The following is a 24936-nucleotide window of genomic DNA, read 5'->3' on the forward strand; positions in this document are numbered from 1 at the left end:
GACGCCCGGGCCGCCGGGGGCTCCCCGTGGGTATTCTCCCGCGACCCGGGCCACCGCAGGCGGGGGGACCCGGCGGGGGCCCCCCGCCACCCAGCGGGGGGGGGGCACCTCACGGTCGTCGGACAGCCCGACCTGACGAATCGTCAGGGCCGGTCGAGGGTGATGGAGTTGATCGGCCCGAGGTCGTAGTAGACGCCGTTCTGGGCCGGGATGTCGTACACGCAGTTGCCGCCGCCGCTGCTCTTGCACAGGTGGGCGTGCGCGCCGCCGGTCTGGTTGTTCAGTACCCAGTGGTTGCCGTACTGGCCGCTGAGGTTGTGGGCGCCGTAGCTCCAGTACACGGCGCTGGGGGAGACGGCCGGGTTCTGGTCCTGCGGGTAGACGCAGACGGCGCCGGACGGGCAGCCCGCCCAGTCGCCGGTGACGGCGGCGCCGGCGCCGCCGGTGCCCACGGCGGTCAGTGCGGCGGCCGTGATCGCGACGGCGGTCAGGGCACGGGTGATCCTTCGCATGGTGTACTCCCTCGCTGGTGCGGCGGCCCCCACCTGCGGTCGGGGCCAGTGCTCGCCAGCGTAGGAACGCGCGGGCCAGGGCGGTCCCTGACATCCGACAGGGGCGCGCCGCCGCGCCCCGGGCGCCGGGGGGTGGTACGGGCGTCAGGCGTCGGGGTCCGGTTGCGGGGGCGGCGGGTAGGCCGGGCCCGTCTGCCGGAACGCCGGCCCCGCCGCCTCGATGTACGCGCGGAAGGCGGCCCCGGCGGAGCTGACGTGCAGGTCGACGACGACCTCCCCGCCATCGTGGCGGCCGTCCTCCGTGAGGGCCAGGCCGATCAGTGCCAACTCGCCGGCCTGGTCCCTCTGTTCACGTTCCTCCCAGGTCTCCTCGCCGAGTTCGCCCTCGTCGTCGCGTTCCCAGGCCGCCATCGCGGCGCGGGCCAGTTCCGCGGGCAGGCGCACCGTGACCCGGCCGACCTGGTGGTGGACGCGCTCCCCGACCGCGGCCAGCAGCTTCGCCTCCTGCCGGTACAGCGTGTACTGCTCCTGATGCGTCATGAGGGAACTCCTCGTGGGTCGTCGGGCCGCACGCCCGGGGTCAGGCGCAGGCGCTCGGGGCGGGCCGGGGCCCGCAGGCGTTCGGGCGGCAGCTGGTCACGGCGGGCCTGCCAGGCGAGCAGACGGGAACGGTCCTGCTCGTCCCCGGCCCCCTCCCCCTCCGGCGCGGGTGCCTGGCCGGTCTCCCGCAGCAGCACCCGGGCCGGGCGGTCCTCGCCGGCGGGCAGGACGTCCAGCACCAGGAAACGGGTGCCGGGCGGGAACACCACTTCGGGATCCCCCTCCTCGGCGATCACGGACGTGCGGCGGCCGGTGGCGGACCACACCAGGAACTCCACGCCCGTGCCCGGCACCACCTCCGCCTCCGCGGTCCCCACCACGGGCGCGGGCTCCACCAGCAGCGCGCCGCGCACGTACTGCGCCAGCACCTCCTCGCCCGCCTCGGCGCCCAGCAGCACCGCGCCCCGGTGGTTGGGCAGCCGCCGCAACCCGGACCCCAGACAGGCCAGGTACGGGGCCAGCGGCCCGGTGGCGTGGTCGCCGCGGCGGGCGGCCTCGACCAACTCGGCGCGGTGCACCGGGATACCAGTGTCGGCGTGGTGCAGGTAGACCGCCGCCAGGTCGTCCTTCAGGTCGTCCCGCGCCTGGGCGCGCAGCGCCGGCATCCGCAGCGCCGCCTGCTCGGCGCGGCCGGCGTAGCGGTGGAAGTCCGCACCCAGCAGGGCCCGGAAGGCGGCCCGCTCGGCGGGCGTGGACGCGCGGCCGGCGGCGGTGGTGCCGACGGTGGGCGGGACGAGGAGGCGGGGCGCGGCGGCACGACCGGGGGTGTCGGGGGAGTCGGGGGAGCCGGGGACGATGGCGCCCTGCGGCGGGGCCGGGGGCTCGCCGGGGCCCGCCCCTTCGGCCTGCGGGGTGGGCGGGTCCTGCGGGCCGGCCGGTTCGGGGGTCGGTGCGGGGGTGTCGGGGGTGGTGCTCTGGGTGGTGACGGTCGCGGCGGTGGCGGGGGTGATGGGTTCGGGCGGGGTGTGCGGTTCGGGGGTCGGTGCGGCGGTGTCGGGGGTGGTGCTCTGGGTGGTGACGGTCGCGGCGGTGGCCGGGGCGATGGGTTCCGGCGGGGTGGGGGTGGCAGGGGTGGCCGGGTGGGTTCGTCGGACGGTGGGGGTGGCGGGCAGGAGCAGTCGCGGGGCGGGGGCGCCCGGTTCGGTGAGGGCGGACACCAGGTCCTCCAGGACGGCGAGGACCTCGGCGGGCGCCGGCCGGTCGGCCGAACCCGCGATCAGGGTCGGCCGGGTCGGGTCCGGGGCGAGCAGGCGGGGGCCGCGGTCGTCCGGCACCTGGTCGGGCCGCAGCCACAGCCCGGCCGGAACGGCCTCCAGTCGCCAGCCCGCGACCGGGGCCTGATGGAGCGCCGGCCCGCAGTCGGCGAAGGCCGCGGGCAGGGGGCGCCACGCGGAGGCGATCACCCGCTCCAGCTCGCGGCAGGCGGTCAGCTCGGTCAGCCACGGCTCCCAGCCCGGGGCCCCGTCGGCGCCCAGGACACGGGCGGACCAGCCGCTCGCGGTCCGTGTCGGCAGGCCGACAGCGGCCCGCACGTCGTGGCCCAGGGTCGCCGCGAGCGCCCCGGTCAGGGCTACGAGCTGCGCGGGGTCGGCCCAGGGCGCACTGATCAGCAGCTCGGCGGGACGGGCGTCGGGCGGGACGGGCCGGGCAGCGGCGACGGCGGCGGCGGCGATTACGGCGACGTCGGCGGCCGGTGGCAAGGGCGCGTGCGGTCGGCCTACCACCAGCACCGGGGTGCCGGGCGCCGTGGCGGCCCGGAGCAGGGGGTCCGGCACGGCGGCCGGGACGGTCGTGCCGGGGAACCAGACGCCGTGCGGCAGTACGGCCGTCAGCGCCTCGACCGTGCTCTCCGCGGGCCCGGCCACGGTCGGCTCCCCGGCGCGGGGTGCCGGGGCGCTCGTTCCGACGGGATTGGTGGGAAGGGGAGTTGGGTCCGGTACGGCGGCCTGCTGGGCCGCCTGCCGGGGCACGGGGGCGGCGGGGGCGGCGGGGGAGGGCAGCGGGCCCGCCGCCGGTAGGGCCGGTGTGGCGGGCCGGGGGGTGGGGTCCGCTTCGAGGGGGTGCGGGGCGCCGAGGTGCTCGCCGGACGCTCCCGCCGTGGTCGTCGGTGTGGCCGCCACAGCCGCCGTGGCCGCCACAGCGGCTGCGGTGACCGTCACGGCTGCTGTCGTGCCGTTCCCGGAGCTGCCGGTGCCCGCGCCCCCGGGCGCCGCGCCGGTGCCCGCGCCCCCGGGGGCCGTGCCCGTGCCTGCTCGGGGCAGCGGCCACACGGGCCCGAGTCGGCGGGTGCGTCCGTCCGGGGTGAACAGCCACCAGGAGGACGGCTCGGCGTCGGTGGCACCGCTGGTCAGCAGGGTGCCGTCGGGGCGCAGGGTGACGAGCCCGTCCGGAGCGACGATGCTGGTGGCGGCCAGTTCGGCGAGCCGTTGCGCGGGCCGGCGCCCGGAGGCGGGTGTCGCCGCGAGGGCGGAGGCGGCCAGGACCAGGGTGGCGGCGTTGCGGTCGGCGGCGGTGCGGGCGAGGTCGTCGAGGCGGCCGAGCAGGACGGGTTGGGCATCGGGGGCCGCGGCCAGCACCGTGACGGTGCCGGGTACGGCTTCCAGCGCGGCCAGCGCGTCGGTGAGCGCGGCGGGCAGCGCAGCCGCGTCGGTGCCGGGCGCGATGACGAAGTGCGCTCCCACCTCGTGCAGCGCGGCCGGGCCCGCCAGTTCGGCCGCCGTGCCGTTGTCCGTGCGCCGGCGGTTCAGCCAGCGGCGTGCCCCGGAGGCCTGTTCGATGGTGCTCACTGACGCGACTCCCCTTCCCCGTCCGCGCTGCCCCCGCCGCCCCCGTCGTCGACGAGCGCGGTCTGCACCTGTACGGTCCGGCGTCGGGTGATGTGCAGGGCCCGGCCCGGCGGCAGCGCCCGCGGCTTGGTGTTGCCGAACAGGAAGCCCTCGCTGGGCGGGCAGGACAGCAGCAGCGCCGGGGTGTTGACCTCTTCGAGCTTGCGCAGCAGCTGGTCGGAGGAGGCCCGCCCGACGCCGTTGGCGCTGCGGGCCACGATCAGGTGCAGGCCCAGTTCGGCGCCCTGCGCCAGGTACTCCAGCAGCGGCGCGAACGGGTGGGCTTGCATGCCGCCGGGGGAGCCGGAGACCAGTTCGTAGTCGTCGACCAGGATGAACAGTTCGGGGCCCTCCCACCAGTCCCGCAGCCGCAGCCGCTCGGGGGCGATGTCCGCCCCGGGCAGCCGGTTGGCCATCGCCCGGGCCGCGCCGTCGACGATCTGGCGCAGCACGTCCACGGCGACGGCGTGCCCGAGCCGGTACTCCGGCGGCACCGCGCCCTGGAGGACGCGCCGGTAGTCGACCAGCATGATCCGCGCCTCGTCGGGCCGGTAGGCGCCGGTGATGCCGGCGGCCACCAGCTTGAGCAGGTTGGTCTTGCCGGCCTCGCTGTCGCCGACGACGACCAGGTGCGGGGACTCCTCGAAGTCGTGCCAGAGGGTGTCCATCGAGACGTCCTGCAGGCCCAACGGCACGCGCAGCCGGCCCTGGGGGGCGGGCAGCGCGGCGGCGGGCAGGTGCAGCGGCAGCATCCGGACCTCGGGCGCGCGCGGGCCGGTCCAGTGCTCGGCGACGGCGTCGACCAGGTCCGCGACGCCCTCGCCCAGGTCCTCGGTGGCGCCGCGGCCGTCCAGGCGGGGCAGTGCGGTGAGGAAGTGCAGTTCCTCACCGGTGAGCCCGCGTCCGGGGATCTTGGGCACGGTCGCCGCGATGCGCATGCCGATCGCGGAGTCGACCGGGTCGCCCAGCCGGAGCTCGAAGCGGGTGCCCAGCAGGTCGCGCAGCGCGCCGCTGACCTCGCCCCACCGGGTGGTGCCCACCACCAGGTGGATGCCGTAGTTCAGGCCGCGCTGGGCGATCAGGGTCAGCGCCGGCGCCAGGTCGGGGAACTCCTGGCGCACGGTGTTCCAGCCGTCGACGACCAGGAACACGTCACCGTGGCCCTCCCCGGGCAGCGCGCCCTCGGCCAGGGCGCGCCGGAACGCGGCCACCGAGTCGAGGCCCAGTTCGGCGAAGCTCTGCTCGCGCCGGGCCAGGATGGCGTTGACCTCGGCGACCGTGCGCACCACCCGCTCCGGGTCGTGCCGGCCGGTCACCGCGCCCACGTGCGGCAGGCCGCGCAGCGAGGAGAGCGTGCCGCCGCCGAAGTCCAGGCAGTAGAACTGCACTTCGCGCGGGGTGTGGGTGAGCGCCAGCGCCGCGACCAGGGTGCGCAGCAGGGTGGACTTGCCGCTCTGCGGCCCGCCCGCGACCCCCACGTGCCCGCCCGCCCCGGACAGGTCCGCCACCAGCAGGTCGCGCACCTGCTGGAAGGGCTTGTCCACCACGCCGACCGGCACCCGCAGCGCGCCGCGGCCCGGATCGTCCTCGGCGGTCAGCCCGCACCCGGGCACCGGCGCCAGCGGCGCCAGCAGCTGGTCCAGGGTCGGCGGCACACCCAGCGGGGGCAGCCACACCGGGTGGGCCGGCGGACCGGCGTCCACCAGCTTCTCGGCCGCGATCTCCAGCAGGCTGCGACCGGACGCCTCCTCCTCCTGCGCCTCCTGCACCTCCGCCGGGAGGACGGCGGGCTGACGCGGCGCCACGTACTCGGTGCCGTACGCCGCGACCTGCCCGGCCGCGGCCTGACGGCGGGCCGCGACCGGGCGCGGCGCCCGGTAGGGCCCGGAGACGTACGCGGCCTTGAACCTGGTCAGCGTCGCGATGTCACTGCGCAGGAACCCGTTGCCCGGCTGCGAGGGCAGGTGGTAGGCGTCCGGGACGCCCAGCACGCCCCGGCTCTCCATCGCGGAGAAGGTGCGCAGGCCGATCCGGTAGGACAGGTGCGACTCCAGGGCGTGCATCCGCCCCTCGTCCAGGCGCTGGGAGGCCAGCAGCAGGTGCACCCCCAGCGAGCGCCCCAGTCGTCCGATCATGATGAACAGGTCCATAAAGTCCCGGTGCGCGGCCAGCAGTTCGGAGAACTCGTCGACCACCACGAACAGCGTCGCCAGCGGCTCCAGCGCCGCCCCGCCGGCCCGGGCCCGCTCGTAGTCGAGCAGCGAGCTGTAGTTGCCCGCCGCCCGCAGCAGCTCCTGGCGGCGCACCAGCTCCCCGTGCAGGGCGTCGCGCATCCGGTCCACCAGCGCCGCCTCGTCGGCCAGGTTGGTGATCACCGCCGAGGTGTGCGGCAGCCGCTCCAGCCCCAGGAACGTCGCCCCGCCCTTGAAGTCCACCAGCACGAAGTTCAGCACCTCGGAGGAGTGGGTCATCGCCAGCGCCAGCACCAGCGTGCGCAGCAGCTCCGACTTGCCCGACCCGGTCGCCCCGATCAGCATCCCGTGCGGCCCCATGCCGCCCTGCGCCGACTCCTTGATGTCCAGCTCCACCGGCGTGCCGTCGGCGGCGATCCCCAGCGGCACCCGCAGCCGGTCGGCGACGCCGCGCGCCCAGCCCGCCGCCACGTCGTGCCCGTGCAGGTCGCGGACGCCCAGCAGCGACGCCAGGTCGAAGTCCCCGGCGAGCGGCTCGCCGCCCTCCGAGCCGTCCCCGATCCGGTACGGCGCCATCAGCGCCGCGAGCCGCCGCGCCGCCGGCAGCGACAGCGCGTCCGGCCGCCCCAGGTCGGTCTCCTCGTCCCGGTGGTTGCGGTCCGCACCGACCATCGCCAGCCGGCCCTCGTCGATCCGCAGCCGCAACCGGTGCCGCAGCGGCTTCCACTCCAGCGCCTCACCCAGGTCCAGCAGCACCGCGTTGCGCCACCCCGTGAGCGCCGCCCGGCTGCCCGCGCCCACCGGCACACCGTCCAGCACGACCACCGTGAACGGCTCGTCCCGGCCCGGCTGCGCGTCGGGCTCCCACGGTCCGCGCCCCGCGAACTCCGCCCCCAGCACCTGCTCCAGCTCCGCCACCGACCCGGCCATCAGCCGCACCGGCCCCAGCGCGTCGGTCTCCACCGGGTGCAGCGCGTGCGGCAGCCACTTCACCCACTCCCACGCCCGGCGCTGCCCGGCCTCGCAGACCACGGCGATCCGCAGGTCCTGCGGCGCGTGGAACAGCGCCAGCTGCGCCAGCATCGCCCGTGCCAGCGCCCGCGCCGCCTCCCGCTCGTCCGCGCGCACCAGCACCTGGGCGTAGCCGCGCACGTACACCGCGATCGGCTGGTCCGCGACCGTGCCGTAGGCGTGGATGAACCGGCGCAGCGCGTGCGCGCACAGCGGCTCCAGGTCCTCCACCGGCTTGGTCGCCAACGGCGCCAGCCGTACCGCCAGCCGCTGGTGTCCCACGCCCACCCGCACGTCCCCGAAGTCCGGGTGCGCGGCGCGCCGCTCCCACAGCCGAGAGGTGCGCACCAGCGAGGCCAGCGAGCCCGGCGCCGGGTGCCGCCAGGCCAGCGCCTCCTGCTGGCGCACGATGTGCCCGCGCACCTGACGGCGCATCTGCGCCAGGTAGCGCAGGTAGTCGCGCCGCTCGGCGCGCAGCTCCCGCTTGCGGTCGCTGGAACCGCGCAGCAGCGACGTCACCAGCATGCCCACCGCGGAGAGGCCCATCATGCCCATCGCGACGTACGTCATGATCCCGCCGCCCTCACCCGGGCGCAGGAACACGAACACCATCGACAGCGAGCTCAGCGCCATCGGCGCCATCGTGATCATGCTCGACATGCCGCTCTGCGACTGCGGCAGGACCGGCGGCTCCTGCAACTGGATCTCGCCGTCGGGCATCGCCGGCCCGGGGCGCCGCGGCGCACGCTCGACCACTACCACACTCAACGAAAGCGCTCCTCGCACCCGGGAAGGACGGCGGCGAAGTGCCCCGCCGCGCGGGACGCCGTCCTCCTGGGGCGACGGACGGCACCCCCTCCGGGGTTCAGCCGGGCCCCCGCTCGACCCGTTCGGACCGGATTTGAACCCCGCACCCGCCCCGGCCCGTCCCCCGGGAAGGAGGCCGCCCCGCGGGCGGTACGGCAACCGCCGCACGGGCGGGTACGGCAAGCGCCGCACGCGAGCACGAGGAGAACCTTGAACGGGAGCACCACCGGGACCACGGCAACCGGACTGTGCCGACTGAGGTTCCACGCACCCGACACGGTGTTCGAACTCGTCGTCCCCGCCGACGTCCCCCTCGCCGACCTGCTGCCCGCCGTCCTCGACCACGCCGGCGACGACCTCGACGAACAGGGCGCCGAACACGACGGCTGGATCCTCCAACGCCTCGGCCAGGCCCCCCTGGACGAGGAACTCGGCGCCGACGCCCTCGGCCTGCGCGACGGCGAGGACCTCCACCTGCGCCCCCGCCGCGACCCGCTCCCCGAGGTCCACTACGACGACCTCCCCGACGGCCTCGCCACCGGCATGCGCGAACGCGCCGACACCTGGCGCCCCGTCCTCACCCACCACACCGCCCTCGCCCTGGCCGTCACCGTCCTGGCCGGCGGCCTGGCCCTCCTGCTGCTGCCCGGCCCGCCCCAACTGCGGGCCGGTGCCGCCGCCGTCACCGCCCTGTTCCTGCTGCTGGGCGCCCTCAGCGCCTCCCGCGCCGTCGGCGACGCCGGCGCCGGCACCGCCCTGGGCGCCACCGCCGTGTCCTACCTCGCCCTGGCCGGAGCCCTCCTCACCCCCGACACCGGACCCTCCGCCGCCGGCGCCCGCCTGCTCGCCGGCGGCTGCGCCGGCGCCGGAGCCGCCGTCCTGGCCATGGCCGCCGTCGGCTGCGCCGCCCCGCTCTTCCTCGGCCTGGTCCTGTTCGCCCTGCACGTCACCGCGGCCGGTGCCCTGCTGCTGGCCGGACTCACCGTGCCCGCCACCGCCGCCGCCCTGGCCGTCGCCCCCGTCGCCACCGCCGCCTTCCTGCCGGGCGTGTGCTTCCGCCTGTCCGGACTGCGCCTGCCCGCCCTGCCCCGCAACGCCGAGGAACTCCAGGAAGGCATCGAAGCCGTCCCCGCCGCCACCGTCCGCGCCCGAAGCACCGTCGCCGACGGCTTCCTGACGGCCTTCCACCTCGCTCTCGCCCCCGTCCTCCTCCTCGCCCTGACCGCCCTCAGCGGGCAGGAGGGCTGGGCCCCCACCGCCCTGACCTGCACCCTGGCCCTGCTGCTCGCCCTGCACGCCCGCGGCATCGGCTCCGTCCCCCAGCGGCTGGCCGTTCTGGTCCCCGCCGTCTGGGGCCCCGTGCTGCTCACCGCCCGCCTCGCCACCGAGCTGGCCCCCGCCGCCCGCACCGGCCTGCTCGCCGCGCTGCTGGCCGCGGCCGCCCTGCTGGCCGCCGCCTCCTGGACCGTCCCCGGCCGACGGCTGCTGCCCTACTGGGGCCGCGCCGCCGACCTCCTGCACACCCTCGCGGCCGTCGCCGTCCTCCCGCTCGCCCTCGCCGCGGCCGGCGCCTTCCAGGCGCTGCGCGCCCTCGCGGGCTGAGCCCGAACGACTCGCCGTACCCGCTGAGCGCGCCGTACCCGCTGAGCCCGAACGACCCGCCGTACCCGCCGTACCCGCCGTACCCGCTGAGCCCCGCCACCGAGGAGAACCGCCACCATGCAGTCGAAGCGCGACCAGGTGCAGGCCCACCTGTTCGTGATGGGCCGCCTCGCCACCGGCATGCTCCGAGGCGAGCCCGACGCCCCCGACGTCCCCACCGGGCGCACTTCCCGAGGCATCGTCACCGGTCTGGTCGTCGCCGCCCTCGCCGCCCTGATCGCCGCCGTCTACGGCGTCCTCGTCCCCGGCGGCGCCACCGGCTGGAAGAAGCCCGGCACCCTCGTCCTGGTCAAGGAGAGCGGCGCCCGCTACCTCTACGTCGACGGCGCCCTCCACCCCGTGCTCAACGAGGCCACCGCCCGCCTGCTCGCCGGCGACCAGCTCACCGTCGACCAGGTCAGCGTCCACTCCCTGGCCGACACCCCGCGCGGCACCCCCCTGGGCATCCCCGGCGCCCCCGACGGCCTGCCGCAGTCCGAGCGCCTGGCCACCGCCCCCTGGCTCGCCTGCGCGAGCTGGCAGCCCGACCCCTCCGGCACCCGCCGCCCCCGCCTGGCCCTGGCCATCGACCCCACCACCCAGGGCACCGCCCTCACCGACCGTCAGGCCTTCCTGGTCGCCGCCCCCGACGGCACCCAGCACCTGCTGTGGCACGGGCGCCGACTGCGCCTGGACACCCGCAACGGCGCCCGCCAGGCCCTCGGTCAGGCCGCCGTCACCCCCCAGCCCGTCACCCAGGCCTTCCTCGACGCCCTGCCCGCCGGCCCCGACCTGGCCGGCCCCGACCTCGACCAGCGCGGCACCCCCGGCCCCGACCTCGCCACCCGCCCCACCCGGGTCGGCCAGCTCTTCACCGGCCCCGGCGGCGACCCGTACCTGCTCACCCCAGCCGGACTCGCCCCGCTCACCCCGATGGCCCTGCAACTGGTCCTCGCCGACCCCCGTACCCAGGAGAGCGCCTACCAGAAGGCCGCCGCCACCCCCACCGCCATCGGCGCCGCCGACCTCGCCGCCCACACCGCGCCCGCCACCCCCGCCCCGGCCGCCGCCCTGCCCAGCACCGTGCCCGAACTCGTCACCGCCCCCCAGGGCCGCGACCTGTGCACCGCACTGCGCCCCGGCGACCCCGGCCCCACCACCACCCTGACTCTCGTCGACGACACCGCCGTCCAGGGCCCCGGCCCCGCCGCCCAGCCCGGCATCGAGGCCGCCTGCACCCCCGCCGACACCATCGCCGTACGCCCCGGCGGCGGCGCCCTGGTGCGCGCCCTGTCCACCGCCGGCACCGGCGCCACGCTGTACCTGGTCACCGACAACGGCGCCAAGTACCCGCTCGCCTCACCGGCCGTCGCCAAGCAGCTCGGCTACGCCGACGTCACCCCCGCGGGCGTGCCCGCCGCCCTGCTGGCCCTGCTGCCCACCGGCCCCAGCCTCGACCCCGCCGCCCTCACCGGCCCCGCCCCGAGTACCGCCGCGAGCCCCGCCGCCACCGCCCTACCGGGCCCCGCGTGCGCCCGTTGAACCAACGCTCCCCACGACCCCGTTGACCTGAAATGAACCCGGAAATCCGAATCCGGGCCGAGGAAAGGAACCACCGTGAACCTGAAGGTGAACGACAACGCCGTCCAGGGCACCCACGCCACCCTGGAGGAACAGATCGAGTCGATGATGCGGGCCGCCGCGCGGATCCACGACATCAACACCGAGGTCCAGCAGCACTTCCAGGCCGCGTGCAGCACGAAGTACACGGACAACCTCAACGCCTGGGAGGGCAAGTACGCGAACCTCCAGAGCGCCTACCGGACCTTCCAGGAGGCCTTCGCCGCCGGGCACCGGCAGGTCAACAACGCCCACGACGAGGCCACCGGGGTCGGCGGCGGCTGGGGCGGCGGGCACTCCGACAGCGTCTACAAGGGCCTCAACCCCTGACCCGGCCCGCCTGACCCGAAGTTCCACCAGCACCACCACCACGACTCACAGCGAGGAACCCCGATGGCGAACATCCTGCTCAACCACGCCAACATCGACCAGGCAGCCGACGAGATGGAGCAGGCCAGCCGGGCCATGGCAGAGGCCATGACCAGCTGCATGGCGGCCATCAAGAGCAACCAGGAGCACCTCAGCGGCAGCCTCGCCCAGGCCGCCGAGGCGTTCAACACGGTGCTGTCCAACAACAACACCGACATGAACAACGAGATCGCCGCCGGCGTCGAGGCCCTGCGCACCATGCACGGCCTGCTGCGCGACGCCGACAAGCGGGCCGCCGCGGGTATCGGCTGATGGCCACGCCCACCGAGCCGGACTACAACCACACCCTCAGCGTCAAGCACGACGACCTCAAGTACTTCGCGGACACCGAGCTCGGCGCCTTCCTCAAGGACCTGGCGGGCAACCCCGGCTACCGGGCGATGCTCTCCTTCGCCGGCGAGGGCGGCGGCGACTACTCCACGCTGCTGCTGGGGCACGGCTCGCCGGCGGCGCTGTCCATCGCGACCAAGATCCAGACCGACTTCAAGACCCTCGCCGGGGGCATCTCCACGGACCTCAAGACCATGGGCACCCAGATGACCGAGGGCCAGCTGAGGATCCGGCTCGCGCTGACCCTCATGGAGGCCGCCCACGAGGAGGCCATGACGGCCGCCGACATGATGGCGATCCTCGGCAAGGTCTCGTCCGCCACCCCGCCCAAGACCAGCACGTCGTCCTAGCGGCACCCCCGCCCCGGCCCGACCGCCCGACACCCTTTGGAGAAACGAACCCCCATGGCCGATCTGAACTGGGAGAGCGTGCTCGGCTTCTTCGCCTCCGAGGCCCAGCGCAGCTCCAAGATCGTCACCAGGGACCAGGTCGCGGGACCCTCCAAGGACAAGCCCTGGCTGCGCCCGATCGACAAGCTGGTCTTCGACTTCAACAACTTCTACAACGGCACCACGGACAAGGGCGCGGTCTCGGGGATGGGCACCCCCGACGTCTGGTGGGCGTGGAACTACATGCACGGCACGTTGGCGCACAGCATCCGGATCACGGTGAGCGTCAACTACACGGACTGGGGCAACGACGCGGACAAGCCGCTGTCCCAGTTCATCCACCAGCACGAGGGGATCTTCGCGCCGCTGGGCTCGGGCGGGCCCGGGAACGACACGGTCAAGCCCGAGAGCCTGCGGTACGCCGCGGACGGCATCGCCCAGGTGCGGGCGTGGCTGGACCTCTGGCACCCGCGGGTGCAGCACTGGGCGGAGCTGGTCAACGGGCCGGACAGCAACTGGCAGGGTGACGCGGCCGGGGAGTTCAAGGTGCTGCTCAAGCAGTACGCGCTGGAGCTGGAGACCGTCCGCGTCCAGCTGGAGAACAGCCCGTACGAGGCCGACCTCAGGGCGGTGGCCGACCTGCTCCCCGCCACCGTCGACAAGCTCCACACCGTCCACCAGCGCTGGTGGGACAGCGGGAAGCTGTGGCCCTCGCACGCCATCTACGAGGCCCTGTCGACGGCCCTGGTGGGTGTCGTGCCGCAACTGGACTCCACCGCGCACGCCATCAGCTCGATCACCACCCCCCTCGGCGACCCCCGGGAACAGGGCTTCTACGACCAGCTGGAGCTCAAGGCCAAGTCCATTTGGCTGGACAACGTCAAGAAGTACCTCGACGACCGGTCCTACGCCTTCCAGACGGAGGATCCCAACACGGCCGCGGTGAGCCTGCGCAAGGTGGGTGACCCGATGCTCGTCCTGCAGGACGCCTTCAACCGGCTGGACGCCGACTTCGGCTTCGGCTACCGCAACGCCACCCTCGACCTGCCCACCGGCCCGCCCACCGGCGCCGGGGACGGCGGAAAGGACGGGGGCAAGGACGGCGGCAAGGACGGCAACATCGACCTGGGCGGCGGCAGCGGCGGCGGGGGCGACGGCAAGGACGGCAACGGCAAGTTCGACCTGGGCGGCGGCTCAGGCGGTGCCGGTGGCGGTGCGGGGGGCGGCAAGGGCGGCGACAAGACCCACCTGCCGCCACCGCCCCCCGTCATCGGCCCCGGCGGTGGCGGCGGCTCCGGCATCGGCGACGGCGCCGGCACACCGATCCTCGACAAGGACCACAAGCCCGTCCTGGGCGCCGACAAGAAGCCGGTGCTGCTGCCCCCGGGCGGCTACATCGGCAAGGACGGCCAGGTCTACGACGCCAACGGCCAGAAGGTGATCGGCAAGGACGGCAAGCCCGTCGTCGTCCCGCCGGGCTCGGACGTGCCGCCCGGCACCGGCGGCGGCATCTACGGGACCAACGCCAAGGTGCCCAAGGGCTCCAGGGTCCGCGAGGACGGGACGGTCATCGGGCCCGACGGCAAGGAGGTCCTGGACCGCGACGGCAACCCGGTGGTGCTGGCCAAGGGCGGCTCCATCGCCGCCGACGGCACCCTGCTGGACTCCACCGGCCGCCCGATCTCCGACGTCTCCCAGCGCTACACCGACCGCCAGCACGCGATCGACACGATCATGGGCAGCGGGGGCGGCGGCGGGGGTGGGGGCGGCGGTATCGGGTCGGGCGGCGGCACCCGGCTGCCGACCACCGGCTCCGACTGGAAGCTGGACCTGGGCAGCGCCTTCGACGACCACGGCTCGGGCGCGGGCGCCGGCGGGCTGGGCGCCTACTCGGGCCTGCTGGGCGGCGGGGGAGCGGGCGGCATCGGCGGGGGCGGCGTCGGGTCGGGCGGCGGCCAGTTGCCCAAGCTGGTCAGCTCCGGCGGCGGGCTGAGCGCGCGGGCCGTCGAGAACAGCGGCGGGCTGGCTCCGGGCGGCAAGGCGGCGGCCGCCGCCGCGGCCGAGGCCGCCGCAGCCGAGAAGGCGGCCATGCAGAAGGCCTCCGCGATGTCCGCCGAGGAGGCCGCGATGCGTGGCCGCTCGATGCAGACCAGCGGCGGCGGGATGCCGATGGGGCCGATGGGCGGCGGTGGCATGGGCGCCGGCCAGGGGGAGAAGGACCGCCAGCGCACCACCTGGCTGGCGGAGGACGAAGAGGTGTGGGGCACCGACACCGGTGCGGTCAGCGGAGTGATCGGCCGCTGAACCGGCGGCCGGACCGGGCTCCGGACGACGCGTGACGACCCCACCGAGGAACGAGGAACAGAAAAGACATGTCGTACTCCTTCGAGGACCAACTCAACCAGGCCATCGCCTCGTTGGCGGAGCAGCAGGAGAGGCTGGCCGAGTCCACCCGCCGGATGCAGTCGATGACCGCGACCGCGACCAGCAAGGACCGGATGGTCACCGCGAAGGTCGGCCCGCAGGGTGAACTGCTCGCGCTGAGCTTCCACACCACCGCCTACCAGTCCATGGCCCCGGCCGAGTTGAGCGCAGTGCTCAAGGACGTCTTCAACGAGGCCAAGGCTCGGATGGGCGATCAGCTCACCGCCGAGATGCGCGGCTTCGAGGGCGTCGGCGAGACGCTGCGGATGGGCTTCACCGGTGAACGCGGTGACGAGGAGGACCTCTTCGGGGGCGGGGCGGGCCTGGACCTGGACGCACTGCTCGCCCCGCTCACCGCGATGCGCCCCGGCGCCGACCGGACCGCCAAGTCCCGCAAGCAGGAGGAGTTCAATGGCTAAGACGCTGCGCAAGGAAGAGGGCGCCAAGGAGGCGTTCAGCAACTTCGAGGACGTGGCCGCCCTGGTCAAGAAGATCCACGGGGAGGTGAAGGACATCAACGAGTGGAACGTCCAGGCCGGCGGCGGCGACGACATCGGCAAGCAGTACCACGAGAAGATCGACAAGCCGACCGCGGACCTCACCACGCTGACGGGCCAGATCTACAACAAGATCATGGCGATGTCCCAGCACGGCAAGGACACCGTCGACCTCCTGGACGCCACCGACGAGCACAACGTGGGCCTGGCGTGAGCCTCCGTCCGTAAACCCCCGGCCCTCGGGCACCACCGCCCGAACGCCCCCGTACCGCCCGAACCATCAGCCCCGCCTCCGGAGGCCCTGCGCCATGCCCCACTCCTCGGTCCACGTCTCCCCGGGTCTGGCGCAGTTCTTCCACATCATCAGCGGCATGCCCTGGCCGGAGTCCGACGAGGGGAAGCTGCGCGACGTCCGGGACGACTACCAGGCACTTGCCGAGGATCTGCCCAAGCTGAGCGGGTACATCCTCGACGCGGTGCAGAACTGCGACAAGCGGTTGGAGGGCGAGGCCGCCCAGGCGTTCCGCAAGGAGTGGGGCCGCTTCGTCAACACGGACGAGGCCAACGACCCGCTCCGCAAGGCCGGCGAACTCTGCACCCAGCTGGCCGAGTTGGCGGGCAAGGTCGCCAACACCGTCGAGTACACCAAGTGGATGGCGATCGGCCAGCTCATCCAGCTGCTCTTCGAGATCGCCCTGGCCATCGCCTGGTCCGTGTTCACCGGCGGCGGCTCGCTGGTGGCGCTGGAGTTCAAGAAGATCCTGACCCGGCAGTTCCTGCTCTGGCTCGTCAAGAAGCTCCTCACGCTGATCGCCATGCACACCTTCGGCGGCATCGTCGGCGGCCTGATGCTGGACGCGATCATCCAGGGCATCCAGTTCCAGCACGGTGACCGCCACGAGTGGGACAAGGACCTCACCAAGCAGGCGGCGATCTTCGGCGCGATCAGCGGCGCGATCGGCGGACCGCTCAGCCTGCTGGGCATGGGACTGGGCAAGCTGCTCGGCCCGCGGCTGAGCAAGCTGTTCGTGGAGAGCGCCCTCAAGGACGTCATCAAGGGCCTGACCGGGGGCGTCGGCAAGGACCTGGCCGGCGGTGTGGCGGGCGGCGCGCTCAAGGGGATCGGCAAGGAGCTGGGGGAGGGCGCTGCGGCGGGCGCGCTCAAGGGGATCGGCAAGGACCTCGGAGAGGGCGTGGCCGGCGGCGCGCTCAAGGGCGCGGGCAAGGAGGCCGGCGAGGGCTTCGGCCGTCTGCTCGGCAACGAGGCGGCCGAGCGGTTCGCCAACGGCATCACCACCCTCCTCAAGGAGAACTCCCAGTACCTCGCCAAGGGCTTCAAGGGCGGGCGCAAGGTGGGCGCCGCGATGGGCCAGAAGTTCGTGCGCCAGCTCGGCGAGCTCTTCGAGAAGGAGCTCGGCCAGGAGATCGGCGAACAACTCGCCCGCGACATGGGCGAGCAGATCGGCAAGCAGTTCGTCCAGCACTCGCTCAAGACGGTGGCCAAGGAGAGCAGCCAGGAGGCGCTCAAGGAGGCCTTGGAGAACCTCGCCAAGGACAGCGGCAAGGTCGCCCTCACGCCCGAACTCAAGCTGCTGGTCGAGAAGATGCCCGAACTCGCCGGCGGCATCAACAAGATGGACAAGATGTTCCACCTCGGGGCAGTCCTGGGCAGCCAGTTCGAGTCGGGCATCAACCAGTACCTCACCGAGGGCATCTACAACACGATCTACAACGGCGAGTGGTCGGCCAGCGGGATGAGCTTCGTCGGCGGCTTCATGATGGCCGGCATGCGGCACATGATCATGGGCCTCGCCTCGCCGCTGACCCTGCGCTACGCCGACTACGTCCGAGGCCTGGAGAGCTCGCGGATCACCGAGGAGAACGGCGGGTTCTACGGCCCGACCGACATCCGGACCTTCCTGTCGGTGATCAGCAACATGGGCGGCCACGCGGCGCCCTTCCCGGTGCCCCGCCCCGGCCACATCGACCAGATCGGCGGTACGCGGCTGTCGGGCGGTGACGGCGCCTCGATCAAGTCCGACGGCGTCTCGATCAGGACCGAGGGCACCGGCTCGCTGTCCGGCTCCACCCTGCTGGACTCCGGCAGCCACCACCCGGAGGAGAACGGCGACGGCGTCCTCGCCGACCCCGCGGGCAAGAGCAGCTTCCACTCCTCGGTCGACGGCGGCTGGGACCCCAAGGCCCCGGTCCGGCCGGTCGAGACCCAGTCCCGCGGCGACGAGCGCAACGCCGCGTCCGGGCCGCCCAAGCCTCCGGCCGCGTCGGGAGGCCAAGGCGAGCGGGACACCGTCGTCCCGCCGCCCGTGCCGAGGAAGACGGACGGCGGGGCGGAGAACACCACCACCGGGGGCGGCGGGCGGAACGCGGACGGCGGAGCCAAGGCGGGCAACGGCGGCGAGCGCGGCAGCACCGCGACGGCCTCCGCCGACGCCAACGGCCAGAGCGGCGCCGTCAAGCCCCAGGCACAGCCGCAGGCGCAGCCCAAGCCGGACCCGTCGCGCCGCACCACCGTCGTCGACGAGCACGGCGAGGCGCCCCTGCACGAGTCCACGACCACGCGCACCGGCGGCACCGTGAACGGCACCCAGCCGCAGCCGCAGGAGGGCGGCTCCCACCGCAGCCCGGCCGCCTCGCCGCCACCACCGCCGATCCGCACCAGCGCCGGCGGCCCCGGCGACGGCGCGGTGCCGGCCACCCCCAACCGCCCCGACCCGAACCACACCGATCCGAACCGCCCCGACCCCAACCACAGCGACCCCAACCGCCCCGACCCGAAGACTCCCCAGGGCCCGGGCCCCGACCCGCAGGTCCCGCCGCCGCCCGCCACCCCGCCGCGCGACCCGAAGCCCAACGGCCCGGGCCCCGACCCGCACACCCCTGACACCCCGCCGTCCTCCTCCGCCACCTCCGCCGGCCACCTCTACCACCAGGTCGACGCCCCCGAGCACGCCAAGGCGCCCGCCGGCGACGAACGGCGCACCGCCTGGCGGGACAAGCAGCAGTCCCTCGCCGACGACCACGACGCCCGGCTCGCCGAGGCCGAGCGGCAGGAGGCGGACCGCCGTGCGATCGAGGACCGGCTGACGGAGGGCGCCGCCCTCCTGCCCCGGGAGCTGCGCGCCCTGGTGACGCCCGACTCGCCGGTGTGGCGCCGGGCCGCGGAGACGATGCGGGAGGACCTCGAAGCGCGCCCGCACGAGCGGGAGGAGATCCTCGCCGGTGCCACGGACCGCCTGGAGCTGACCGGCGCCCGCGAACTCGCGCTCACCTTCGCCGTCGGCCGCTTCGAGCGGCTGCTGGCCGACCGCGGCCTGGGCCCGGAGCACTCCGGCGACCACACCCTCACCGGGATCCGCCGCGACGCCTCGGAGAAGTTCCGGGCCGACGCCGAGCAGGACATCGCCCAGCTGTTCACCGCCCGCACCGACCTCACCCCCGAGCGCAACGCCCTGGCCGCCCGGGCCCTGGAGCGCCGCCTGCGCGAGGCCGGCCGGGAGCTGGACGTCCGCCAGGCGCGGGCCCAAGCGCTTGAGCAGGTCGACCGGGTGGTCGACGACGCCCACGACCGATGGTCGGCGGACGAGCTCTCCGACCGCGACCGCGCCCTGCTGGAGGCCGCCGGCCTGACCGGGGACGTCCGGCTGACACCCGAGGTCCGCGACCAGCTGGCCGAGGCCCTGCGGGAGCGGCTGGCGGACCTGCACGGAGGCGACGACGGCCCCTCCCCGCGGATCGAGGAGGAGGGCGGCGAGGACCTCGCCCCCGTCGACCCGACCCGCCTGGGCCGCACCCGGCTCGAAGCGGACTTCCAGGAGGCCCTGGAACGCCACCGGGCCGGGCTGTCCCACGACTTCACCGTCCAGGCGGTGCGCGAGGCCGGGCTCAAGCGCTCCGCCGACGCGGTGGACGACGCCGCTGCGGCGTGGAAGGACACCGCCGCCGACCAGTTCGGCCCCGAGGCGCTGCGCGAACTCGGCCTGGCCGACGGCCCGTCCGCGCGCGCGGTGGCCGCCGCCCGCGCGGATCTGGCCCGCCGCGCCGACCGCCTGGTCGCCGAGCACACCGCCGCCGACCGCGACCCCGCCCACCTCAAGGCGGAACTGGACAAGCTCACCTCCCGGGCCGAGGCCAACCGCCTGCTGGCCCTGCACGGTGCCCGGGAGGAGGCGCTGCGCGCCGCCGAGGACAGCGCCCGGACCCACGTCCCGCGCGACCTGGGCGGCCCGGAGAGCGCCCCCGAGCACGCCACCGAGCACGACGGCGACGCCGCCGCCTCCGTCGAGATGGCCCTGGGCCCGGTGCGCGGCACCCGCACCGACCGCACCGAACCGTCCGCCACCGACGCCGCCCGCCGGGTCCGCGAGGGCTACACCGAGCGCGTCCGCGCCGCCTTCGAGGAGACCTTCCGCGCCCTGCTGCGCGATCCGGGCGCCGACCACCGCGCCGAGCTGCCCGAACAGGTGGCCCGCTGGCGCGCCGAGCGCGACCGGCTGACCGAGGGCCTGGCGGAGCACGTCGCCTTCGAACGCGCCGTGCTGCCGGCCCGCGAGCGCGCCGCGGCCGGCTACGACCGGCTCGCCGAGGACCGCCGGGTGCCGGAGGCGGAGATCCGCAAGCTCAAGGGCGAGTACGGCGACGACTTCTTCGACGCCTACCGGGAGCACTGGGCGCCCGAGGACCTCGACGGCGAGCGCTGGCGCGGCCACGAGGCCACCCACGAGAACGTTTTCGGCCGCCGCCCCGAGCCCACGCCGGAGCCCTCGCGCGAGCCTGCGAACGAGTCTTCGCACGAGCCCGCGAACGAGTCCTCGCGCGAGCCGGAGCCGACCCCCGTACCCGAGGAGAAGCCCACCCAGGACACCCCGTCGGGCCCGCTCACCCGCCCCACCGACACCGCCTCCGACACCCCCGACACCGCCCCCAGGACGCCGGCCGCCGCACCGCCCGCCCAGCCGCCCGCCGTGCCGCCCACGGCCGTACCGCCCGCGGACCCGCGCCCGCTGCTGCCCGCCTCCGCCTGGGCCGACATCCGCACCCTCGCACCGTCCGCCCGCATGGACACCGTCCGCTTCGACGCCCGCGTGCGCGGCCAGGACAACCCGGGCGCCATCGCCGGCCCCGAGGTGCGCGAGCAGTACGAGAACCGGGTACGGCGCCCCGGCGGCCTGCCCCGCTCCCAGCGCAGCCTCGGCGACCTGCACGGCGCCGACACCGCGATCACCTACGACGTGCGGCGCTTCGAGGCCCAACCGGACCACTGGGTCACCGAGTTCACCCTGAACCTCCACCTCAAGGGACCGGACGGCAAACCCCTCCCCGAGGCCGCCGCCACCCGCGTGCTCGACCGCGCCCGCGCCGTCGTCGCCGACCGCTTCAACGAACGCCACCGCCTGCCCGGCGGCGACCAGGTCCACCTGCGCCTGGAGAGCGCCCCGAAGGCCGCCGGCGCGCACCAGAGCATCACCGTCCTGCCCGGCACCGGCCGCAGCGACCAGCTCCACTGGTACGACGGCAGCGCCCCCGGCGTGCTGCTGCACGAAGTGCTGCACTTCCTCGGCCTGCCCGACGAGTACGTCGAACCGGCCGCCAGGCCCGGCGACGCCTTCGCACTGCGCCGCCGCGACCGCTGGGCCGGCGAGAACGGCGTCATGGGCACCGCCGCCCACCGCGACGACTTCACCGTCCTGCCCCGCCACCTCCAGCGCATCGAGGAGGTCCTCCACTCGGGCCCCGTCCTGCGCGACCTGACCCACGGCCAGTACCTCACCCACCAGGAGAGCGAGGTGAGGTCCCCGGCGGCCGTCCATGACGAGCCGACCGTCGGAGAGCACCTCTCACACGGGGAACCGCCTGCCGCGCCGTTGCCTCCCGTCGACCCGACGGCGGTTGACGTGGCTCGCCGGCATCTCGGCGCCGCGTCGCAGAACCCGGTCCTGTTCGAGTACATGGGGTGGCTCAGGAACCGCGGTTTCACGAGCAAGCGTGACGAGGAAGGCATGATCAAGGACCGGGAGGGGCCGGACTACGAGTCGCTGCTGCTCGATGTGCAGAGGTTCCTCGACCATGCGCAGACGCTGCGTCCGGCGGGGGAGGAGCCGGGTCAGCCCCTGAGCGTGTACCGGGCGGTGAAGATGGATCCGCAGTCGCGTGAGCGGGAGTCCTTCACCGAGTTGTTGCCGGCGTCGACGTCGTTCAGTCGGGAGTTCGTGCAGGAGTGGATGTCGAACGGCGGTGGTGCGGACAACTACGCGTTGTTCGAGATCAAGGTGCCGTTGGAGCACCCGATGCTGGCGTTGTCGTTCCCGCCCGGCCATGCCAGGACGGAACACGACCCGCGGCCGGTGAACGAGGCGCAGTCGGAGGTGACGCTGGGTCCGTCCCGGCTGTCGGTGACCGGCCGTGACGACTCGGGCGGCTACCACGTCATCAAGGTCGACGCCTCGCCGATGACGGTGGACGACATCCGCGGCGAGGTCGCCGACTGGTCGAGCAGCATGTCGATGACGGAGGCCTTCCAGCGCTTCACCGACTTCTACACGTCGGAGTCGCTGCTCGCCGCCTACCCCAAGGACCTCGGGTCTCAGCACCGCATCACCGAGACGTGGTCGTCGGACGGCCTCACGAAGACCGTCAAGATCGAGTACCCGCACGAGAGCCTGCAAGGCCAGTACGTCCAGGTGGAGGTCCGGCACGAGGGCGAGTCCGTGTCGGTCACCCTGCGCACCACCGAGGACGCGGTCGAGGGCGACGAAGCCCCTGTGCGTATTCGGGCGGCCTACAGCGGCAAGACCATCGGGGAGGTGTTCGGCAGCCTTCGCACTCGGAAGCTGCAGGAGAACTCCAGCTTCGAGTCGATCGAGCTCCCCTTCGACTGGTACGCACCCGAGTTGACGGAGGGTAACGACCTCCATGAGATGGTCTCGGCGCCGTTGCCTGCGGTCGATCCGTTCGTGGTGGACCTGGCGCGTCAGCACCTCGATGCCGCGAAGCAGGACCAGGCCCTGTTCGAGTTCATGGGGCGGATCAAGGCGGGTGCGTTCACGAGTCGGCGTGACGACGAAGGCATGCTCAGGGTGCGGGAGGGGGAGCGCTACGAGTCGCTGTTGGTCGACGTGCAGCGGTTCCTGGACCACGCGCAGGAGTTGAACCAGGCCGGGACGCACCCGGCTGGGCAGTCCCTGAGCCTGTTCCGGGCGGTGAAGTTGGACGCCCGGTCGCGTGAGCGGGAGTCCTTCACGGAGCTGTTGCCGGCGTCGACGTCGTTCAGCCGGGAGTTCGTGCAGGAGTGGATGTCCAATGGTGGTGGTGCGGACAACTACGCGTTGTTCGACATCAAGGTGCCGTTGGAGCACCCGATGCTGGCGCTGTCGTTCCCGCCCGGACACGTCCGGGCGGAAGGTGACCCGGATCCCGTGAACGAGAACCAGTCGGAGGTGACGCTCGGCCCCAGCCGCCTGACGGTGACCGGCCGTGACGACTCGGGCGGCTACCACGTCATCAAGGTCGACGCCTCACCGATGACGGTGGACGACATCCGCAGCGAGGTCGCCAACTGGTCCAGCGGCACGTCGATGGCGGACGCGTTCCGGGGCTTCGCCGACTTCTACAGTCCGGAGTCACTGCGCGCCGCCTACTCCTTCGACTTCAATCCCCAGCACAGCATCACCGAGTCGTGGTCGCAGGACCGCCGCACGAAGACCGTCCGGATCGAGCACTCCCACCCGGACCTGAACGGGCAGTTCGCCGAGGCGACGATCCGGCACGAGGACGACGGGTCCGTATCGATCCGCTGGGGCACCAGCGACGACACCGAGCCGCGCGAGCCGATGGTCTTCAATGCCGACAACATCGGCAACGTCAGCGGCGGCCTTCGTTCGCAGACGCTGACCGAGAACCCCAGCTTCGAGTCCCTCGACCTCCCCGTCGACTGGTACAGCCCGGACTACGACTGGCACGAGCCGGAGGCGGCGCCCGCGGAGGACGCCGATCACCACCTGACGGACCTCGACGGCAACGACTTCCACCAGCCCGCAGCTTCGCCGTTGCCCGCCGCCGATCCCCTCGCGGTGGACCTGGCCCGCCAGCACCTCGACGCTGCGAACCAGAACCAGGCCCTGTTCGAGTTCATGGGGCGGATCAAGGCCGGTGCGTTCACGAGCCGGCGTGACGACGAAGGCATGCTCAGGGTCCGGGAGGGGGAGCGCTACGACTCCCTGCTGCACGACGTGCAGACGTTCCTCGACCACGCGCAGGCGCTGCGCCCGGCGGGTGAGCAGTCAGGGCAGTCCCTGAGCCTGTTCCGGGCGGTGCGGATGGATCCGCAGTCCCGGGAGCGGGAGTCCTTCACCGAGCTGCTGCCCGCTTCGACGTCGTTCAGCCGGGAGTTCGTGCAGGAGTGGATGTCCAATGGTGGTGGTGCGGACAACTACGCGCTGTTCGACATCAAGGTGCCGTTGGAGCACCCGATGCTGGCCCTGTCGTTCCCGCCCGGCCATGCCAGGACGGAACACGACCCGCAGCCGGTGAACGAGGCGCAGTCGGAGGTGACGCTGGGCCCCAGTCGCCTGACGGTGACCGGCCGTGACGACTCGGGCGGCTACCACGTCATCAAGGTCGACGCCGAGCCCATGACGGTGGACGACATCCGCAGCGAGGTCGCCAACTGGTCCAGCGGCACGTCGATGGCGGACGCGTTCCGGGGCTTCGCCGACTTCTACAGCCCGGCTTCGCTGCGGGCCGCCTATCCCCACGACTTCAACCCGCAGCACCGCATCACGGAGACGTCGTCGCCGGACGGCCTCACCAGGACCGTCAGGATCGAGCACTCCCACCCGGATCTCAACGGGCAGTTCACCGAAGTGACGATCCGCCATGAAGGCGAATCCGTCTCGATCCTGTGGCGCTCCAGCGACGACACCGAGCCGCGCGAACCGATGCGCTACACCGCCGAGAACATCGGCGAGGTGAGCGGGAGCCTTCGCTCGCAGACGCTGACCGAGAACCCCAGCTTCGAGTCCCTCGACCTCCCTTGGGAGTGGTACAGCCCCGACTACGACTGGCACGACCCGGAGGCGGCGTCCGCGGAGGACGCCGACCACCACCTGACGGACCTCGACGGCGACGACCTCCACCAGCCTGCCGCCGCTCCGCCGTTGCCCGCCGCCGATCCGTTCGTGGTGGACCTGGCGCGTCAGCACCTCGATGCCGCGAAGCAGGACCAGGCCCTGTTCGAGTTCATGGGGCGGATCAAGGCGGGTGCGTTCACGAGTCGGCGTGACGACGAGGGCATGCTCAGGGTGCGGGAGGGGGAGCGCTACGAGTCGCTGTTGGTCGATGTGCAGCGGTTCCTGGACCACGCGCGGGCGTTGCGTCCGGCGGAGGAGGGGTCGGGTCGGTCCCTGAGCCTGTTCCGGGCGGTGAAGTTGGACGCCCAGTCGCGTGAGCGGGAGTCCTTCACGGAGCTGTTGCCGGCGTCGACGTCGTTCAGCCGGGAGTTCGTGCAGGAGTGGATGTCGAACGGCGGTGGTGCGGACAACTACGCGCTGTTCGACATCAAGGTGCCGTTGGAGCACCCGATGCTGGCGCTGTCGTTCCCGCCCGGACACGTCCGGGCGGAAGGTGACCCGGATCCCGTGAAC

The 24936-nt window shown here is 73.8% G+C and carries 12 protein-coding genes and 1 pseudogene; 9 read left to right on the top strand and 4 right to left on the bottom strand.

The window, feature by feature from the left end; all coding sequences use genetic code 11:
* Positions 1 to 143: 143 nt before the first annotated feature.
* From ACFWXO_RS08435 to eccCa, 4 genes are all read right to left on the bottom strand, one after another.
* Positions 144 to 512, bottom strand: coding sequence for a hypothetical protein (locus ACFWXO_RS08435; RefSeq protein ID WP_380522852.1), 369 nt, complete (start codon positions 510 to 512; stop codon positions 144 to 146).
* Between the two features lie 144 nt (positions 513 to 656).
* Positions 657 to 1052, bottom strand: a complete 396-nt coding sequence (locus ACFWXO_RS08440; protein ID WP_380522853.1) for a hypothetical protein — start codon at positions 1050 to 1052, stop codon at positions 657 to 659.
* On the bottom strand, positions 1049 to 3898 hold the full coding sequence (locus ACFWXO_RS08445) for a hypothetical protein (RefSeq protein ID WP_380522854.1): 2850 nt from the start codon (positions 3896 to 3898) through the stop codon (positions 1049 to 1051). Before ACFWXO_RS08445 ends, ACFWXO_RS08440 begins: the two co-directional genes overlap by 4 nt.
* On the bottom strand, positions 3895 to 7908 hold the full coding sequence (eccCa, locus tag ACFWXO_RS08450; RefSeq protein ID WP_380522855.1) for a type VII secretion protein EccCa: 4014 nt from the start codon (positions 7906 to 7908) through the stop codon (positions 3895 to 3897). Before eccCa ends, ACFWXO_RS08445 begins: the two co-directional genes overlap by 4 nt.
* Before the next feature lie 249 nt (positions 7909 to 8157).
* Between eccCa and eccD the strand changes: the two genes are divergently transcribed.
* The 9 genes and pseudogenes from eccD to ACFWXO_RS08495 form a co-directional block, all read left to right on the top strand.
* Positions 8158 to 9549, top strand: coding sequence for a type VII secretion integral membrane protein EccD (gene eccD / locus ACFWXO_RS08455; RefSeq protein WP_375895391.1), 1392 nt, complete (start codon positions 8158 to 8160; stop codon positions 9547 to 9549).
* 117 nt (positions 9550 to 9666) lie between these two features.
* Positions 9667 to 11130 (top strand): type VII secretion protein EccB, encoded by a 1464-nt coding sequence (gene eccB / locus ACFWXO_RS08460; RefSeq protein ID WP_380522856.1) that lies wholly within the window; start codon positions 9667 to 9669, stop codon positions 11128 to 11130.
* Positions 11131 to 11205: 75 nt separating this feature from the next.
* On the top strand, positions 11206 to 11538 hold the full coding sequence (locus ACFWXO_RS08465; RefSeq protein ID WP_375895395.1) for a hypothetical protein: 333 nt from the start codon (positions 11206 to 11208) through the stop codon (positions 11536 to 11538).
* Positions 11539 to 11601: 63 nt separating this feature from the next.
* Entirely contained in the window at positions 11602 to 11889 is a 288-nt protein-coding gene (locus ACFWXO_RS08470) for a hypothetical protein (RefSeq protein WP_375895397.1), read from the top strand.
* Entirely contained in the window at positions 11889 to 12317 is a 429-nt protein-coding gene (locus ACFWXO_RS08475) for a hypothetical protein (protein WP_375895399.1), read from the top strand. The genes ACFWXO_RS08470 and ACFWXO_RS08475 overlap by 1 nt, the downstream gene beginning before the upstream one ends.
* A 54-nt stretch (positions 12318 to 12371) precedes the next feature.
* Positions 12372 to 14660 carry a hypothetical protein gene (locus ACFWXO_RS08480; protein ID WP_380522857.1) on the top strand — a complete coding sequence of 763 codons (2289 nt, stop codon included), beginning with the start codon at positions 12372 to 12374 and terminating at the stop codon, positions 14658 to 14660.
* A 68-nt stretch (positions 14661 to 14728) separates the two neighbouring features.
* On the top strand, positions 14729 to 15199 hold the full coding sequence (locus ACFWXO_RS08485) for a YbaB/EbfC family nucleoid-associated protein (RefSeq protein WP_375895403.1): 471 nt from the start codon (positions 14729 to 14731) through the stop codon (positions 15197 to 15199).
* Complete coding sequence (locus ACFWXO_RS08490; protein ID WP_375895406.1) at positions 15192 to 15491, top strand: hypothetical protein; 300 nt, start codon at positions 15192 to 15194, stop codon at positions 15489 to 15491. The genes ACFWXO_RS08485 and ACFWXO_RS08490 overlap by 8 nt, the downstream gene beginning before the upstream one ends.
* Before the next feature lie 94 nt (positions 15492 to 15585).
* A pseudogene (locus ACFWXO_RS08495) lies at positions 15586 to 24936 on the top strand (hypothetical protein); the annotation flags it as partial.

This window comes from Kitasatospora sp. NPDC059088, assembly GCF_042738155.1.
Taxonomy (GTDB): Bacteria; Actinomycetota; Actinomycetes; order Streptomycetales; family Streptomycetaceae; genus Kitasatospora.